General features: G+C 34.5%; 16 protein-coding genes and 1 other annotated feature. All 16 genes read right to left on the reverse strand.

Features of this window, described 5'->3' with window-relative positions; all coding sequences use genetic code 11:
- Window positions 1-125: 125 nt before the first annotated feature.
- A complete protein-coding gene (gene rpoC / locus HMPREF3046_RS07710; protein ID WP_175936996.1) occupies window positions 126-3,719 on the reverse strand; it encodes a DNA-directed RNA polymerase subunit beta' in 3,594 nt (1,197 codons plus the stop codon).
- Between the two features lie 189 nt (window positions 3,720-3,908).
- On the reverse strand, window positions 3,909-7,460 hold the full coding sequence (rpoB, locus tag HMPREF3046_RS07715; protein WP_002449020.1) for a DNA-directed RNA polymerase subunit beta: 3,552 nt from the start codon (window positions 7,458-7,460) through the stop codon (window positions 3,909-3,911).
- Window positions 7,461-7,663: 203 nt separating this feature from the next.
- Window positions 7,664-8,272 (reverse strand): class I SAM-dependent methyltransferase, encoded by a 609-nt coding sequence (locus HMPREF3046_RS07720; protein WP_050215260.1) that lies wholly within the window; start codon window positions 8,270-8,272, stop codon window positions 7,664-7,666.
- A gap of 173 nt (window positions 8,273-8,445) precedes the next feature.
- Window positions 8,446-8,814, reverse strand: a complete 369-nt coding sequence (gene rplL / locus HMPREF3046_RS07725; protein WP_002449041.1) for a 50S ribosomal protein L7/L12 — start codon at window positions 8,812-8,814, stop codon at window positions 8,446-8,448.
- A 39-nt stretch (window positions 8,815-8,853) separates the two neighbouring features.
- A complete protein-coding gene (gene rplJ, locus HMPREF3046_RS07730; RefSeq protein WP_002449049.1) occupies window positions 8,854-9,354 on the reverse strand; it encodes a 50S ribosomal protein L10 in 501 nt (166 codons plus the stop codon).
- Window positions 9,355-9,384: 30 nt separating this feature from the next.
- Window positions 9,385-9,538: a sequence feature (ribosomal protein L10 leader region), on the reverse strand.
- Between the two features lie 125 nt (window positions 9,539-9,663).
- Window positions 9,664-10,359 (reverse strand): 50S ribosomal protein L1, encoded by a 696-nt coding sequence (gene rplA / locus HMPREF3046_RS07735; protein WP_017175315.1) that lies wholly within the window; start codon window positions 10,357-10,359, stop codon window positions 9,664-9,666.
- A 206-nt stretch (window positions 10,360-10,565) separates the two neighbouring features.
- Window positions 10,566-10,988 (reverse strand): 50S ribosomal protein L11, encoded by a 423-nt coding sequence (rplK, locus tag HMPREF3046_RS07740; protein ID WP_064207435.1) that lies wholly within the window; start codon window positions 10,986-10,988, stop codon window positions 10,566-10,568.
- Between the two features lie 186 nt (window positions 10,989-11,174).
- On the reverse strand, window positions 11,175-11,723 hold the full coding sequence (nusG, locus tag HMPREF3046_RS07745) for a transcription termination/antitermination protein NusG (RefSeq protein ID WP_002449028.1): 549 nt from the start codon (window positions 11,721-11,723) through the stop codon (window positions 11,175-11,177).
- 17 nt (window positions 11,724-11,740) lie between these two features.
- Window positions 11,741-11,941, reverse strand: a complete 201-nt coding sequence (secE, locus tag HMPREF3046_RS07750) for a preprotein translocase subunit SecE (protein ID WP_002449032.1) — start codon at window positions 11,939-11,941, stop codon at window positions 11,741-11,743.
- Window positions 11,942-11,984: 43 nt separating this feature from the next.
- Window positions 11,985-12,128 carry a 50S ribosomal protein L33 gene (rpmG, locus tag HMPREF3046_RS11055; protein ID WP_002449045.1) on the reverse strand — a complete coding sequence of 48 codons (144 nt, stop codon included), beginning with the start codon at window positions 12,126-12,128 and terminating at the stop codon, window positions 11,985-11,987.
- Window positions 12,129-12,208: 80 nt separating this feature from the next.
- On the reverse strand, window positions 12,209-12,799 hold the full coding sequence (locus HMPREF3046_RS07755; protein ID WP_070718318.1) for a sigma-70 family RNA polymerase sigma factor: 591 nt from the start codon (window positions 12,797-12,799) through the stop codon (window positions 12,209-12,211).
- A gap of 67 nt (window positions 12,800-12,866) precedes the next feature.
- Window positions 12,867-13,397, reverse strand: coding sequence for an NYN domain-containing protein (locus HMPREF3046_RS07760; RefSeq protein WP_002455753.1), 531 nt, complete (start codon window positions 13,395-13,397; stop codon window positions 12,867-12,869).
- A complete protein-coding gene (rlmB, locus tag HMPREF3046_RS07765; protein WP_070718321.1) occupies window positions 13,394-14,143 on the reverse strand; it encodes a 23S rRNA (guanosine(2251)-2'-O)-methyltransferase RlmB in 750 nt (249 codons plus the stop codon). The genes HMPREF3046_RS07760 and rlmB overlap by 4 nt, the downstream gene beginning before the upstream one ends.
- 8 nt (window positions 14,144-14,151) lie before the next feature.
- The gene (locus HMPREF3046_RS07770) at window positions 14,152-14,538 is read right to left on the reverse strand and encodes a Mini-ribonuclease 3 (RefSeq protein WP_070718323.1); all 387 of its coding nucleotides are present in this window, start codon (window positions 14,536-14,538) and stop codon (window positions 14,152-14,154) included.
- Between the two features lies 1 nt (window position 14,539).
- Window positions 14,540-15,940, reverse strand: a complete 1,401-nt coding sequence (cysS, locus tag HMPREF3046_RS07775) for a cysteine--tRNA ligase (protein WP_002488400.1) — start codon at window positions 15,938-15,940, stop codon at window positions 14,540-14,542.
- The gene (gene cysE / locus HMPREF3046_RS07780; RefSeq protein ID WP_176746080.1) at window positions 15,924-16,553 is read right to left on the reverse strand and encodes a serine O-acetyltransferase; all 630 of its coding nucleotides are present in this window, start codon (window positions 16,551-16,553) and stop codon (window positions 15,924-15,926) included. Before cysE ends, cysS begins: the two co-directional genes overlap by 17 nt.
- Window positions 16,554-16,801: the final 248 nt, after the last annotated feature.

Consider the following 16,801-nt stretch of genomic DNA (forward strand, 5'->3'; position numbering starts at 1 on the left):
TTGCATCAACCTTTACAATAATAACACTTTATATAATAATTAGTCAACATTTTTTATCATTTTCTGTAAATATTAAAAGAAAAGAACTTGGAACAAATTAAAGTTCCAAGTTACTTTCACATTAATTACTCAGTCACTTCTGCTTCGTCATCTTCAGCAACTGGAGTACCCACTTTATCGTATTTAACGTCACTATAACGTCTCATACCTGTACCAGCTGGGATAAGTTTACCAATAATTACATTTTCTTTAAGTCCAAGTAAGTCATCGCGTTTACCTTTAATAGCAGCATCAGTAAGTACACGAGTAGTTTCTTGGAATGAAGCTGCAGATAAGAAGCTTTCTGTTTCAAGAGATGCTTTAGTAATACCAAGTAATACTGGTTTTGCAGTAGCTGGGCGTTTACGTTCTTTAAACGCTTCTCTATTAGCATCAGTAAAGTTATGAATATCTACTAATGAACCTGGTAGAAGTTTAGTGTCACCAGCTTCAATAATTCTTACTTTACGTAACATTTGTCTAACCATTACTTCAACGTGTTTATCATCAATTTCTACACCTTGCATACGATAAACTTTTTGCACTTCTTTAAGTAAGTAGCTTTCAGTCGCGTTTAAACCAGCAACTGCTAAGAAGTTCTTAGGTTCAATAGAACCTTCAGTTAACACTTCTCCACGTTCTACTGATTGACCAATTTCTACTTTAATTCTTGAAGTACCTGAAGCAAGATAAGATCTTGTTTCATTAGCGCCTTTAATCACAATTTCTTGTTGACGATCTTTTGCTAATTTAATATCTTCAACGACACCTTCGATTTCAGTAATTACCGCTTGGCCTTTAGGGTTACGTGCTTCAAAGATCTCTTGGATACGAGGAAGACCTTGAGTGATATCACTTCCTGCTACCCCACCTGTATGGAAGGTACGCATTGTAAGTTGAGTACCAGGCTCACCAATTGATTGAGCGGCAATAGTACCAACTGCTTCACCTACTTCAACTTTTTCACCTGTAGCAAGGTTTTTACCGTAACATTTTTCACATACACCATGACGCGTATTACATGTAAATGCTGAACGGATATACATTTTTTCAATACCTGCATCTGTAATTTTCTTAGCAATTTCAGGTGTGATTAATTCATCAGGACGAATAATGACTTCATCCGTTTCAGGATGACGAATTGTTTCTTTAGAATAACGTCCTTCAATACGTTCGATAAATGGTTCAATCATTTCTGTACCTTCTTTAATATCAGAAACTAATAAACCACGATCCGTACCACAATCTTCTTCACGAACGATAACATCTTGTGCAACATCAACAAGACGACGAGTAAGATAACCTGAATCGGCTGTTTTAAGTGCTGTATCGGCAAGACCTTTACGCGCACCATGAGTTGAGATGAAGTATTCTAATACTGTTAAACCTTCACGGAATGATGAAGTAATTGGTAACTCAATAATTTTACCTGATGGCGCAGCCATTAATCCACGCATACCGGCTAATTGTGTGAAGTTAGATGCGTTACCACGGGCACCTGAGTCACTCATCATAAAGATTGGGTTTGTTTTTTCAAGTGATTGCATTAATTCGCCTTGAATTTGATCTTTAGCATCTGTCCAAATTTCAACAACTGCGTTGTAACGTTCATCTTCAGTGATTAAACCACGATTAAATTGTTTAGATACACGTTCTACTAATTTTTCGTGTTCATCTAAAATTTGTTGTTTATCTGGAAGTACTACGATATCAGATACACCAACTGTAATGCCGGCTTTAGATGAGAACTTGAATCCTAAGTCTTTCATGCGGTCAAGCATCATTGATGTATCTGTGATGCTAAATCTGTTAAATACTTCAGCAATAATATTACCTAGGAATTTTTTGTTGAAAGGTGCAGTAAGTTCTTGCTCTTCGAAGTAAGCTTTAAGACCACCTTCACCTAATTGTGTTGGATCAACAAAATATTTATCAGGTGTTTTATCTTCTAAGTTTTCTTGAGTAGGTTCATTAATATATGCAAATGAATCTGGAATGATTTCATTAAAGATTACTTTACCTACAGAAGTAGCTAAAATTTTATTATTTTGTTCTTCAGTAAATGTAGGATTATTAAGTGAACGCGCATGTAAACCTATACGAGTGTGTAGATGAACATAACCATTTGCATATGCTTTAAGTACTTCATTTGTATCATTAAAGATTATACCAGTATTTACGGCATCTTTACGTTCTAAAGTTAAGTAATAGTTACCTAATACCATATCTTGTGATGGTGTAACAACTGGCTTACCATCTTTAGGGTTCAAGATATTTTGTGCCGCTAACATTAGCATACGTGCTTCAGCTTGTGCTTCTTTAGATAATGGTACGTGTACTGCCATTTGGTCACCATCAAAGTCAGCGTTATAAGCTGTTGTTACAAGTGGATGTAAACGGATTGCACGTCCTTCTACTAAAGTAGGTTCGAAAGCTTGAATACCTAATCTGTGAAGCGTTGGCGCACGGTTAAGTAATACTGGGTGTTCTTTAATCACATCTTCTAATACATCCCACACTTCATCATCCATGCGTTCAATTTTACTTTTCGCATTTTTAATATTTGTTGCGATTTCACGTTGCACTAATTCTTTCATTACGAAAGGTTTAAATAATTCAAGTGCCATTTCTTTTGGAAGACCACATTGATACATTTTTAAGTTTGGTCCTACCGCGATAACTGAACGACCTGAGTAGTCAACACGTTTACCAAGTAAGTTTTGACGGAAACGACCTTGTTTACCTTTTAACATATGTGATAAAGATTTCAATGGTCTATTACCTGGACCAGTTACTGGACGACCACGACGACCATTATCGATTAATGCATCCACTGCTTCTTGTAACATACGTTTTTCGTTTTGAACGATGATACCAGGAGCACCAAGATCTAATAAACGTTTCAAACGATTATTACGGTTAATAACACGACGATATAAATCATTTAAATCACTTGTTGCAAAACGTCCACCATCTAATTGAACCATGGGACGAATTTCTGGTGGAATAATTGGTAGTACATCTAAAATCATCCATGAAGGATTGTTTCCAGAATTTCTAAATGATTCCACAACTTCTAAACGTTTAATTGCACGTGTTAATCTTTGTCCAGTTGCTGATTCTAATTCATCACGTAATGCTTTTAATTCTTCATCTAAGTCAATTTCTTCTAATAGGTCTTTAATACCTTCTGCACCCATTTTTGCCACAAATTGACCTGGGTATTTATCATAATATTCTCTGAATTCAGCTTCAGATAATAATGATTTTTTTTCTAATCCAGTTGGACCTGGGTCTACAACCACATAAGAAGCGAAATAAATAACTTCTTCTAATGATCTTGGAGACATGTCTAATAAAAGACCCATGCGACTTGGGATACCTTTAAAGTACCAGATGTGAGAAACAGGTGCTGCTAATTCAATATGACCCATTCTTTCACGACGAACTTTAGATTTTGTGACTTCTACACCACAACGGTCACAAACCATGCCTTTGTAGCGTACACGTTTGTACTTACCACAACTACACTCCCAGTCTTTTGTAGGTCCAAAAATTCTTTCACAGAAAAGACCATCTTTCTCAGGTTTCAAAGTACGATAGTTAATTGTTTCTGGTTTTTTCACTTCACCATATGACCAAGAACGGATTTTTTCAGGTGAGGCTAAACCGATTTTCATATAATGGAAATTATTTACATCAATCAAGGAGCCTACCTCCTTCAATTTAGATTAGCTGTGCTATTTGATTGATTTACATTTACTGAAACTGACATCAGATCCATAAGATGCACATCAGTGCGCAATCTAAATCTTAATGAGATTAAAATTACGCAACTCATGTTTATTCATCTTAAATTTATATTTTTATTATTCGTTAGTTTCTTTTTGAGTTTCTGGAACATCTTTTTGTTGTAAATCTACTTTGCGCTCAGTTGCATCTTCATCATCAACATCGGCCATTTCGATTTCATTATCATGTTCATCCATAACTTTTACATCTAAACCTAAACTTTGTAATTCTTTCATCAATACTCGGAATGATTCAGGAACACTTGGTCTTGAAATGTTTTCACCTTTAACGATAGATTCGTATGTTTTAACACGACCTACAGTATCGTCAGATTTATAAGTTAAGATTTCTTGTAATGTGTATGCTGCACCATAAGCTTCAAGTGCCCATACCTCCATCTCACCGAAACGTTGTCCACCGAATTGTGCTTTACCACCAAGTGGTTGTTGTGTAACAAGTGAGTAAGGTCCAGTTGAACGTGCATGCAATTTATCGTCAACCATGTGAGCAAGTTTAAGCATATACATTACTCCAACAGAAATACGGTTATCAAATGGTTCACCAGTACGTCCATCATATAATACTGTTTTACCATCACGTGCCATACCAGCCTCTTCGATTGTAGACCATACATCATCGTCGTTTGCACCATCGAATACTGGAGAAGCAACATGAATACCTAAGTTTTTAGCAGCCATACCTAAATGTAACTCTAAAACTTGTCCAATGTTCATACGTGATGGTACACCTAGTGGGTTTAACATGATATCGATTGGACGTCCATCTGGTAAGTAAGGCATATCTTCTTCAGGAACAATCTTAGAGATAACCCCTTTGTTACCATGACGACCACACATTTTGTCCCCAACATGGATTTTACGTTTTTGAACGATATATACACGAACAAGTTGGTTCACACCTGGTGATAAAGTATCATCGCCTTCTTCACGATTAAATACTTTAACGTCTAGAACGATACCACCTGCACCATGTGGCACACGTAATGACGTATCACGAACTTCTCTTGCTTTTTCACCAAAGATGGCGTGTAATAATCTTTCTTCTGCAGTTAATTCTGTGACACCTTTTGGCGTTACTTTACCAACTAAAATATCTCCATCTTTAACTTCTGCACCAACGTATATAATACCACGATCGTCTAAGTTTTTAAGTGCATTTTCAGAAACGTTAGGAATATCACGTGTGATTTCTTCAGGTCCTAATTTAGTATCACGTGCTTCAGATTCGTATTCTTCAATATGAATTGAAGTATATACATCATCTTTAACTAATCGTTCACTCATGATAACGGCATCCTCGTAGTTATATCCGTCCCAAGTCATGAAACCTACAACGACGTTACGACCTAATGCCATTTCTCCTAATTCCATTGAAGGACCATCAGCTAAAATTTCATTATATTCTACAACGTCACCTACAGAAACGATTGGACGTTGGTTATAACAAGTACCAGAGTTTGAACGTTTAAATTTAGCTAATGGGTAACGATCTAATTCGCCTTCATGTTCAGTTCCATTTTCCTCAACTAAACGACGAACTAGGATTTCATTAGACTCAACATGTTCAACACGACCTCTATGTTTTGCAGTAATTGCTGCACCAGAGTCACGAGCTGCCACATGTTCCATACCTGTACCCACAAATGGAGCTTCAGGATTCATCAATGGTACTGCTTGACGTTGCATGTTCGCACCCATTAATGCACGGTTAGAGTCATCGTTTTCAAGGAATGGAATACAAGCTGTCGCTGCTGATACTACTTGTTTAGGAGATACATCCATGTAGTCCATTTTTTCTTTTGCCATAACAGTGTTGTTACCACGGAAACGACATACCACTTCATCATCTAGGAAACGACCATTTTCATCTAAACGAGAATTGGCTTGTGCAACTACATAGCTATCTTCTTCATCAGCAGTTAAATAATCAATTTGATCAGTAATTGAATTGGTATCAATATCTACTTTACGATATGGTGTTTCGATAAAACCAAATTCATTTACACGTGCATAACTAGATAATGAGTTAATTAAACCAATGTTTGGTCCCTCTGGTGTTTCAATTGGACACATACGACCATAGTGAGAGTAGTGTACGTCACGAACTTCCATTTGTGCACGTTCACGTGTTAAACCACCAGGTCCTAAAGCAGAAAGACGACGTTTATGTGTTAACTCTGCTAATGGGTTAGCTTGGTCCATGAATTGAGACAATTGAGAACTACCAAAGAATTCTTTAATTGAAGCAATTACAGGTCTAATATTAATTAATTGTTGTGGTGTAATTGAATCAGTATCTTGAATAGACATTCTTTCGCGAACGACACGTTCCATTCTAGATAAACCAATTCGGAATTGATTTTGTAACAGTTCACCTACTGAACGTAAACGACGATTACCTAAATGGTCAATATCATCTGTATAACCAATACCATTCAATAAGTTAAAGAAATAACTCATTGAGGCAATAATATCCGCTGGTGTAATACATTTCACTTCTGAATCAGGTAATGCATTACCAATCACTGTTGTAGTGCGTTCTTCTTCATCGTTTGGAACATACACTTTAATTGATTGAATTTCTACAGGTTCATCAATAACGCTACCTTCTAACTCGAACACTTCACTGTTTGCATTTGACTCTAAAACATTCATAATTTCGTCTAATTTACGACGATCTAAAACTGTTCCTTCTTCAGCAACAATTTCCCCTGTTTCGCTGTCAACGATTGGTTCAGCTAATTTTTGGTTAAATAAACGATGTTTTAGATGTAACTTTTTATTTGTTTTATAGCGACCAACACTTGCTAAATCATAGCGTTTAGGGTCGAAGAAACGTGAATATAATAAGCTTTTTGCGTTTTCAACTGTTGGTGGTTCACCAGGACGTAAACGTTCATAGATTTCTAATAAAGCTTGTTCAGTATTTTCAGTACTATCTTTTTCAAGCGTATTACGTAAGTATTCACTGTCTCCTAGTAAATCGATAATTTCTTGATCACTAGAGAATCCTAAAGCACGTAATAATACTGTTAAAGGTAATTTACGTGTTCTATCAATTCGAACGTAAACGATGTCTTTAGCATCTGTTTCATATTCTAACCACGCACCACGGTTTGGAATAATCGTTGCGTCGTAATTTTCACGTCCATTTTTATCTATTTTTTCATTAAAATATACTGATGGTGAACGTACTAATTGTGAAACGATAACACGTTCTGCACCATTAATTACGAACGTACCAGTATCTGTCATCAATGGGAAGTCACCCATGAAAACTTCTTGTTCTTTAACTTCACCAGTTTCTTTGATAATGAGACGTACTTTAACACGAAGAGGTGCAGCATAAGTAGCGTCACGGTTTTTTGATTCTTCTAAATCATATTTTGGTTCACCTAATCTATAATCCACAAATTCTAAAGATAGGTTTCCAGTGAAATCTTCAATTGGTGAAATATCACGGAACATTTCTAATAAACCTTCTTTTAAGAACCAGTCATAAGATTTAGTTTGAATTTCTATTAAGTTAGGTAATTCTAATACTTCTGAAATTCTCGCATAATTTCTACGTTTACGATGTCTTCCATATTGGACAACTTGACCTGCCAAACAGATTCACCCCTCAAATATTGTGTTGAACTTATGCACAAAATTTCACATAACAAGACAAAAAGAAAACGGCAACACAATTGATGACACCATTTTCGATTCTTTTCTTATTCTTGTTTATCGTGCTCATTTTGCGTAAAAGTACACACTTGTTGAACATAAATTTTTACATTTTATAACTATATCAGAATACCATTTTGAAATCAACCTTTTTGGCTCTTCAGTATATAGTACCCTTTACTTTTGTTCACAGTTTCTACATTATTAAATATTTCTTCCATTTTCTTTTTAGCAGAAGGCATACCTTGCTTTTTCTGAATGACAACATAGAGTTCACCTTGATTTTTTAGCTTTTGATATGCTTCTTCAAAGATTCGATGAACAACATTTTTCCCAGCTCTAATCGGCGGATTTGTTAATACAAAGTCAAAGTATTCATTCTCAACTTGTGACAGACCATCACTTTCTGTAATGATAACATTATCAATTTGATTTTGCTTTTTGTTCTTTTCAGCTAAATGTAAAGCTCGATGGTTCACATCCACCATAGTAATTTGATGGTGTGGTGACACTTTAGCAATCATTAAACCAATAGGACCATAACCACAGCCAACATCAATGATACGTTTACTTGGACCTGGTGGATGTTCATTTAAAAACGTTTGTACTAATAAATCTGACCCAAAGTCTACTTTTCCTTTTGAAAAAACGCCCGCATCTGTCGTTAGTTTTAACTGAGATTTATGATAAAAGTATTGAATTGTTTTTTCATCACTTTGTACTTCAGGATTTTCATCATAATAGTGACTCATGATTTCACCTCTTTATTTGTTCATCTATTTTATTAGAAAATGAATTAAAACCCCGTTATCAACAATAACGGGGTTTTAATTTCTCAAAGAATGCAAGTAATCATTAACGCTTTCACTCTATAAAGTGACTAAGTTAAAATGATTTACTTATATATTAAGTTAAGATACTAGAATTATTTTAATTCTACAGTAGCTCCAACTTCTTCTAATTGTTCTTTAAGTTTTTCAGCATCTTCTTTAGCAACAGCTTCTTTGATTACTTTAGGAGCGTTGTCTACTAATTCTTTAGCATCTTTTAAGCCTAAGCCAGTTGCTTCTTTAACTGCTTTAACAACTTTGATTTTTGAAGATCCAGCTGAAGTTAATTCAACGTCAAATTCAGTTTTTTCTGCGGCAGCATCTCCGCCACCAGCTGCACCAGCTGCTGCTACAGGAGCTGCTGCTGTTACACCAAATTCTTCTTCAATTGCTTTTACTAAATCGTTTAATTCTAATACTGACATTTCTTTAATTGCTTCAATGATTTGTTCTTGATTAGCCATTTTATTATTCCTCCATTTATTTTAAAATTTTATGCGCAATTATTCAGCGCTTTCTTCTTTTTGTTCTCCAACAGCTTTAACCGCATAAGCGAAGTTGCGTACTGGAGCTTGTAATACTGATAAAAGCATAGATACAAGACCATCGTGTGAAGGTAATGAACCAACAGTTTTAACTTCTTCTGCTGAGATAACGTTACCTTCCATAACGCCTGTTTTAATTTCTAAAGCTTCATGTTCTTTAGCAAATCCTGAGATCACTTTCGCTGGAGCAACTACATCATCAGTAGTTGTAGCGATAGCTGTAGGACCAGTTAAGAATTCATCTAAGCCTTCGATACCTGCTTTTTCAGCTGCACGACGAACTAATGTGTTTTTGTATACTTTATACTCAACACCAGCTTCACGTAATTGAGCACGTAAATCAGTTACTTCCGCAACAGTTAAACCACGGTAGTCAACGATAACAGTTGAAACTGAATTTTTAAGTTGTTCAGCGATAACGTCAACTTGTTGTTTTTTAGCTTCAATAATAGCAGACATTCAGACACCTCCATTTTTATTTTTGGTGCTTTTTTAATAAAAAAAGCACTTTCTACCCACGGCAAAAAGTGCTTGAAAGATCATTATAATAATCATCACGTTCAAGTCAATTTTAGCCTCGGTAGGATATCGTTTTAAGTTAAAAATTAACTCCTACTGTCTTAGGTAAAATAATCACAATAAATAATATAACTTGTTTATTGTAATATGTCAATTGTTTTTTTAAAAAAGACTGGCAGAAAATGATCTTATTTTTTCAAAATAAGCAATGATTATCTACCAGTCTATAATCTATTAATAAATTTGAAATTAAAGTTTAAATGCTGAAGTATCTACTTTAACTCCAGGACCCATTGTTGTAGTTACAGCAACAGATTTGAAGTAAGTACCTTTAGCAGATGCTGGTTTAGCTTTAGCTAAAACATCTTGTAAAGCATTAAAGTTTTCAACTAATTTTTCTTCGTCGAAAGATACTTTACCAATCGTAGCATGTACAATACCTGCTTTTTCAGCACGATATTCAACTTTACCAGCTTTAATTTCTTCTACAGCTTTTTTAACGTCCATAGTTACTGTACCAGTTTTAGGGTTTGGCATTAAACCTTTAGGTCCTAATACACGACCTAATTTACCAACTTCACCCATCATGTCAGGTGTAGCTACTACTACGTCAAAGTCGAACCAACCTTGTTGGATTTTTTGAGCATATTCAGATTCACCTACGTAATCTGCGCCTGCTTCTTCTGCTTCTGTAATTTTATCACCTTTAGCGAAAACTAATACACGTTGTGATTTACCAGTACCGTTTGGTAGCACTACTGCACCACGGATTTGTTGGTCATTTTTACGTGTATCAATACCTAAACGGAATGCTACTTCAACTGATGCATCAAAGTTAGCGATACTAGTTTCTTTAGCTAATTTAATTGCTTCTTCAACACTATAGTATTTAGTACGGTCAACTTTATTAGCTGCTTCTTGATACTTTTTACCTTTTTTAGCCATTTATTGTTCCTCCTTTAGTGGTTTTAGCGGAATTTCCTCCCACGCTTACTTGTGTGATTTACACAAGTTAAGAGCAGATAACAGATGATGTCAATAATAAATACTAATTTACTAAAGACTAATCATAGACAATATATGTTGTCGTTTCTGTTACCTGCTATCGTCTATCAGTTTATTTCAAATTCAAACTAATTTTCATTTAATAATTATTGTACAGTGATACCCATACTACGTGCAGTACCTTCGATAATACGCATAGCTGCTTCTTCGTCTGCAGCGTTTAAGTCTTGCATTTTTGTTTGAGCAATTTCACGTACTTGATCTTTAGTTACTGTAGCAACTTTAGATTTGTTTGGTTCACCAGAACCTTTTTCAACGCCAGCTGCTTTTTTAAGTAGTACTGGAGCCGGTGGAGTTTTAGTAATGAATGTAAATGAACGATCTTCATATACACTGATTTCTACCGGAATGATTAAACCTGCTTGTTCTTGTGTACGTGCATTGAATTCTTTACAGAATCCCATGATGTTCACACCTGCTTGACCTAATGCTGGACCAACTGGTGGTGCTGGGTTCGCTTTACCTGCAGGAATTTGTAATTTAACTACTTTTTCTACTTTTTTAGCCACGATGTGCACCTCCTTGATATCGTGATGTGGTCACAGGGCTCAGTTTTGCCCTCCCACTCATAAACATTTCGTGACGAAATGAGCGTTCTAAAAACGCGACCACATTATTTTAACATTAAACTTAATTAAAAATCAATAGTAAAATTTCATCTTTTTAAGCAATTCATACTTTATAACTTAAACTGATCATAATTTTTCGATTTGATCGAATTCTACTTCAACTGGTGTTTCTCTACCAAACATATCGACTAATACAGTTAATTTAAATTTATCTGCTTCGATTTCTTGAACTTCACCAACTTGATTTGCAAATGGTCCTGATTTGATGCGGACTTGTTCACCTACATCTAATTCTACATCAATTGTTTTTTCTTTAAGTCCCATTTGTTTTAAGATGAATCTCATTTCTTCAGGAAGTAATGGATTAGGTTTTGAACCTGCACCTGCTGAACCAACAAATCCTGTAACACCTGGTGTATTACGTACAACATACCATGATTCATCTGTCATAATAAGCTCTACTAAAACATATCCAGGGAATGTCTTTTTAACTTGTTTTTTTGCTTTCCCATCTTTAACTTGTGTTTCTTCCTCTTCAGGTATGACAACTCTAAAAATTTGCTCTGTCATATTCATTGATTCTACTCTTTTTTCTAAATTCTTTTTAACTTTATTTTCATATCCAGAATACGTATGCACTGCGTACCAACGCTTAGCCCCAACTTCTTCAGACATGTTGTCACTCCTTACTCTTATCTAAATAATTGAATTAAATTACCAATACCTACGTCTAATACCCAGAAAAAGACCATAAAGAAAATTACTGTAGCTACTACAATGACAGTATATTTAAAAAGTTCTTCTTTCGTAGGCCAACTTGTTTTTTCCATTTCGCTTTTAACGCCTTGGAAGAAACTTTCTTTATTCTTACTTGCGTCTTTATCTTTAGCCATAACCTTACCTCCGTGCTCTTCAAAGTATATACCTATAAGCTAATTACTTTGATTCTTTATGCATCGTGTGTTCATTACATCTAGAACAATATTTCTTCAGTTGTAATCTCTTAGCTGATGTTTCTTTTTTAGGTACATTATAATTTCTGCTACCACAAATCTCACAAACTAAAGGTACTTTTCTCACATCAATTCACCTTTGCTCATACTAATACCAGTATACTATACATAAACTTATAATAAACTGTCAAACTCGTACTAAAATACTTAACGTTTATATTTTAACAAATATTGTTTCATTTTTATTTTACAACGTTGAATACTATTGTAAACTACTTTATCTTTTACATTTAGTTTTTTTGCTATTTCTGATGGGGAATAATCAAGTAGAAGTAAATTTGCCACTTCTCTTTCAAACATACTTAACTTCTTAAAACTATCTATCAATTCTTCTTTACTTAATCTAGTTAAATATAGTGCTTCCGTCCTTTTTATCATTTGATTCAAACGATATTCTATTACACACTCATTGATTAACAATTGTTGAAGTTGATTAAACGTATAACGTTTTCTCCAAAAATCTTTTTTTACAGAATAAACGAGACGATTTAAATAATGTTCGAATGGAACATTCGTATTAAAATTAAATGTGTGTAAAGCTAAATATATCTTTAACGAGGTATCTTGAATTAAATCTTCTAGTTCTTGATGATCTATACCTAGCCTTCTAAACTTCATCATAAGTTTAGGACGTATCACATTCATTATATTTGCGAATAACTGTTCTTTCTCCAATGTATTTTGGCTATATTGAAAAGCTTTAAATATATCTTCTAGTTGTCGAAAATGATAAGTCATATACAAAACCTTTCTTTATAAGTTAGGCACATTGTATAAGACGCATCTTTTAAATGGCAAGACTGTATTATTTATGTTTTTTACCATAGCCTCGTCGTATTTTTTCAAATTCTGCAAGTACATCTTTTGATAACGAAATTCGAGTTCTTGGTTTACGTTCATTAAAATCATCTACTGATTTACTAACCGTCATTGCATTCTCTTTTAAATCTCGCCACATTTCTCTAGATGAAACACGATATGCACCTGCTCCAAAAATAGCATGTTGCTCGCTCATATCACTGGTCACTACTGTAATATGTGTCGTATGTTTATTGTATAAATTATATACATAACGCTCAATATAGCTATCTGCAGTTTCTTTTTCTTTCGTAAAAACTGTTTTAACGCCATGATAAATGTATTCTCTTTCTATACCAGATTGTTCATATGCATCAAATACACATACAATCTCATCAGCGACAACTGCATTGTAATTGGCAATCACATCTAAGAGTTGTTCACGTGCTTCCTCTAAACTTTCTCTTGCTACTTTACTCAATTCCCTTGATTGACCAATCATATTGTAACCATCAATAATTAGATATCTATCTTTCATTGGGTGTCTCCAATTTGATGTCGTTTACGATATACTTCATACATCATTAAACTAGCAGCTACAGAAGCATTTAAGCTATTAACATGGCCTACCATAGGAATTTTAATATAGAAATCACATTTATCTTTAACCAATCTACTCATACCTTGCCCTTCACTACCAATTACGATAGCCAATGGCATATCAGCAGCCATATTGCGATAATCTGTAGCATTATCCGCTTCAGCGCCTGCTACCCAATATCCATTATCTTTCAACTCATCAATTGTTTTTGATAAATTTGTAACACGCATCACTGGGACATGTTGAATCGCACCTGTTGACGCTTTTGCAACAGTTTGTGTGAGCGCAACAGAACGTCTCTTAGGGATAACAACTCCATCTACTCCGCTTGCATCTGCCGTTCTAATGATCGAACCAAGATTATGTGGATCTTCTAACCCATCTAAAATAATTATTGTAGAAAGGCCTTCTTTTTCTTTTTGAGATTGAATAAACTGATCAAAATCTGCATATTCGTATGGTGCAATAAGTGCAGCTACACCTTGATGCGGTGCATTTGCTAAATTATCTAATTTGGATTTTGGAACAGTTTGTATAATCAATTTCTGTGCTTTAGCATTTTTTAAAATATCATTAATTTGCTGCTTTCTTATTCCTTCTTGTATCCAAATTTTATTTATTGTATGACCAAACACAATTGCTTCTTTAACAGCGTGTCTACCGACAATAACGATATCTTCCACTATGTTCACTACCTTTCATCAACAATTTGTACAATCATATCAAGTAACGCATCTAATCGTTCATTTCGATGGTCTAAATAAAGAAATCCTATAATAGCTTCTAAACCTGAACTTTTACGATACGTTTGTATATCTGTATTTTTAGCTTTCGTATAACTTTTAGCGTTACGCCCTCTTCTAACAATATCTCGTTCTTCTTCAGTAAACCATTCTTTTGTGATTAATACCTCGAGCGTTTGTGCCTGGCTTTTTGCAGACACATATTGTTTCGATACTTGGTGTAAGCGATTTGGTTTACTCTGTAATTTAAGCACAATATATTCGCGTACATGCTGGTCTAATACAGCATCTCCCATATAAGCTAACGTTAATGGGTTCAATAGCTTTGCATCCATATTAACCTCTTCTAAATCTTACACCTTGAGGCGTATCTTCAAGAATAATATTTTGTTCTTTTAGCGTATCTCTAATTTCGTCAGCTCGAGCAAAATCTTTATTTTTACGTGCTTCATTACGTTCTTCGATAAGTTTTTCTATGTCTTCATCAAGTAATACATCATTTTCTTTTCCTTCTAATGGCACACCTAATACATCACTAAAAATTTGATATACTTCTTTAAAGCGCTGAATCACTTGAGTAGATGTTGTATTTTCCAACACATATTTATTAGCTAATTTCGATAAATCATACCATGCAGTTACAGCGTTTGCTGTATTAAAATCATCATCCATTACAGCTTCAAATTGTTTTAAAATATCATTAATTTGATCAATATAGTCTGTCTGTGTTTCTAAATCAGTTGCGATTGCTTCTCTTTCTTTAATTAATTGATAACTATTGCGTATACGCTCTAATCCACTTTTAGCAGCATTCACTAATTCAAGGTTATAGTTGATTGGACTTCTATAGTGAACACTAATCATAAAGAAACGTAATACATCTGGATCAATTTCTTTAATAATATCGTGTACTAAAATAAAGTTACCTAATGATTTACTCATTTTTTCATTATCTATATTAATAAAACCATTATGCATCCAATAATTAGCAAAAGGTGCATGATTGTGTGCTTCAGATTGCGCTATTTCATTTTCATGATGTGGAAATTGTAAGTCTGATCCTCCTGCATGGATGTCAATTGTTTTTCCCAATTCATGATAAGCCATTACAGAGCATTCAATATGCCATCCTGGACGTCCTTGTCCAAATGGGCTCTCCCAACTAATTTCTCCAGGTTTTGCTTTTTTCCATAGCGTAAAATCCAATGCATCCTCTTTTTGTTCACCTGCTTCTATACGAGCGCCAACTTTTAAATCATCAATAGACTGATGACTTAATTTACCATATCCATCAAATTGACGGGTTCTAAAATACACATCTCCATTACTTTCATATGCATAACCGTCATCTACAAGTTGTTTAATGAAGTCAATGATTTCATCCATATGATTCATTACTCGTGGATTAGATGTCGCTCTTTTAACATTAAGTGCCCCTACATCTTCATAGAATGCCTTGATATATCGATCAGCAATTTCTGGCACACTTTCATTTAATTCTTTAGAACGATTAATGAGTTTATCATCTACATCAGTAAAATTAGATACGTAATCAACCGTATAGCCTTTATATTCAAAATATCGACGTACGACGTCATAATTAATTGCTGGACGGGCATTACCGATATGAATGTAATTATACACTGTAGGTCCACATACATACATTTTCACCTTACCAGGTTCAATGGGCTTAAACGCCTCTTTTTGACGTGTTAAAGTATTATATAATGTAATCATCTTTAATCTCTCCATTCTTAGCTTTTTCCAATTGTCGTTCTAGTTGCTTAATTTGTTCAAATAAAGGATCAGGCAAATTACGATGATCAAATGTTTTCCCAATTCGTTTTCCTTCTTGTTTAACAATATGACCTGGAATACCTACAACTGTTGTATAACTTGGCACAGATTGTAAGACTACTGAATTCGCACCAATATTAACATTAGAATCAATTTGGATATTTCCTAAAACCTTTGATCCTGCTGCAATTAAAACATTATCTCCAATATCTGGATGACGCTTTCCTTTTTGTTTACCTGTACCTCCAAGTGTCACGCCTTGATAAATCGTTACGTTATCTCCAATCGTACATGTTTCACCAATAACTACACCCATACCATGATCAATAAATAGACGTTTTCCAATTTTCGCTCCAGGATGAATTTCAATTCCTGTAAAAAAGCGAGATACTTGTGAAATCATTCTCGCCAAAACGTAGTGTTTTTTATTATATAATTTATGTGCAATTAAGTGACTCCATACCGCATGCAAGCCTGCATAAGTTGTGATTACTTCAAATGTTGTACGTGCTGCAGGGTCTTGTTCAAATACCATTTTTACATCCTCTTTCATTCTTTTTATCAAGACGCTCGCCTCCCCATTTTCTATATATTATGAATATCTTACAGTCCATGTATCATTCAAATATTTAAAAAAAGCGCCCCTAACATTAACTGCTAGAGGCGCTATTGCACGGTTCCACTCTTCATTTTAGATAAAGTAAGTTGATGAACATACTAGTCTACCTTATCATACTCATTTCTATATTTAATTGAACATTCAAAGGTGCATTCGATATAGATAATGATATGCTCACAGCA

Origin of the sequence: Staphylococcus sp. HMSC070D05, assembly GCF_001815595.1 — a bacterium.
Taxonomy (GTDB): Bacteria; Bacillota; Bacilli; order Staphylococcales; family Staphylococcaceae; genus Staphylococcus; species Staphylococcus hominis.

What these genes read in the sequence shown, in the direction of transcription:
- cysE (WP_176746080.1), bottom strand. Translation starts at nt 16,553, where the DNA reads ATGAAAGAGGATGTAAAAATGGTATTTGAACAAGACCCTGCAGCACGT.
- HMPREF3046_RS07720 (WP_050215260.1), bottom strand. Translation starts at nt 8,272, where the DNA reads ATGAGTCACTATTATGATGAAAATCCTGAAGTACAAAGTGATGAAAAA.
- cysS (WP_002488400.1), bottom strand. Translation starts at nt 15,940, where the DNA reads ATGATTACATTATATAATACTTTAACACGTCAAAAAGAGGCGTTTAAG.
- HMPREF3046_RS07760 (WP_002455753.1), bottom strand. Translation starts at nt 13,397, where the DNA reads ATGAAAGATAGATATCTAATTATTGATGGTTACAATATGATTGGTCAA.
- secE (WP_002449032.1), bottom strand. Translation starts at nt 11,941, where the DNA reads ATGGCTAAAGATAAAGACGCAAGTAAGAATAAAGAAAGTTTCTTCCAA.
- rplL (WP_002449041.1), bottom strand. Translation starts at nt 8,814, where the DNA reads ATGGCTAATCAAGAACAAATCATTGAAGCAATTAAAGAAATGTCAGTA.
- rplA (WP_017175315.1), bottom strand. Translation starts at nt 10,359, where the DNA reads ATGGCTAAAAAAGGTAAAAAGTATCAAGAAGCAGCTAATAAAGTTGAC.
- HMPREF3046_RS07755 (WP_070718318.1), bottom strand. Translation starts at nt 12,799, where the DNA reads ATGACTTATCATTTTCGACAACTAGAAGATATATTTAAAGCTTTTCAA.
- HMPREF3046_RS07770 (WP_070718323.1), bottom strand. Translation starts at nt 14,538, where the DNA reads ATGGATGCAAAGCTATTGAACCCATTAACGTTAGCTTATATGGGAGAT.
- rplJ (WP_002449049.1), bottom strand. Translation starts at nt 9,354, where the DNA reads ATGTCTGCTATTATTGAAGCTAAAAAACAACAAGTTGACGTTATCGCT.
- nusG (WP_002449028.1), bottom strand. Translation starts at nt 11,723, where the DNA reads ATGTCTGAAGAAGTTGGGGCTAAGCGTTGGTACGCAGTGCATACGTAT.
- rpoC (WP_175936996.1), bottom strand. Translation starts at nt 3,719, where the DNA reads ATGAAAATCGGTTTAGCCTCACCTGAAAAAATCCGTTCTTGGTCATAT.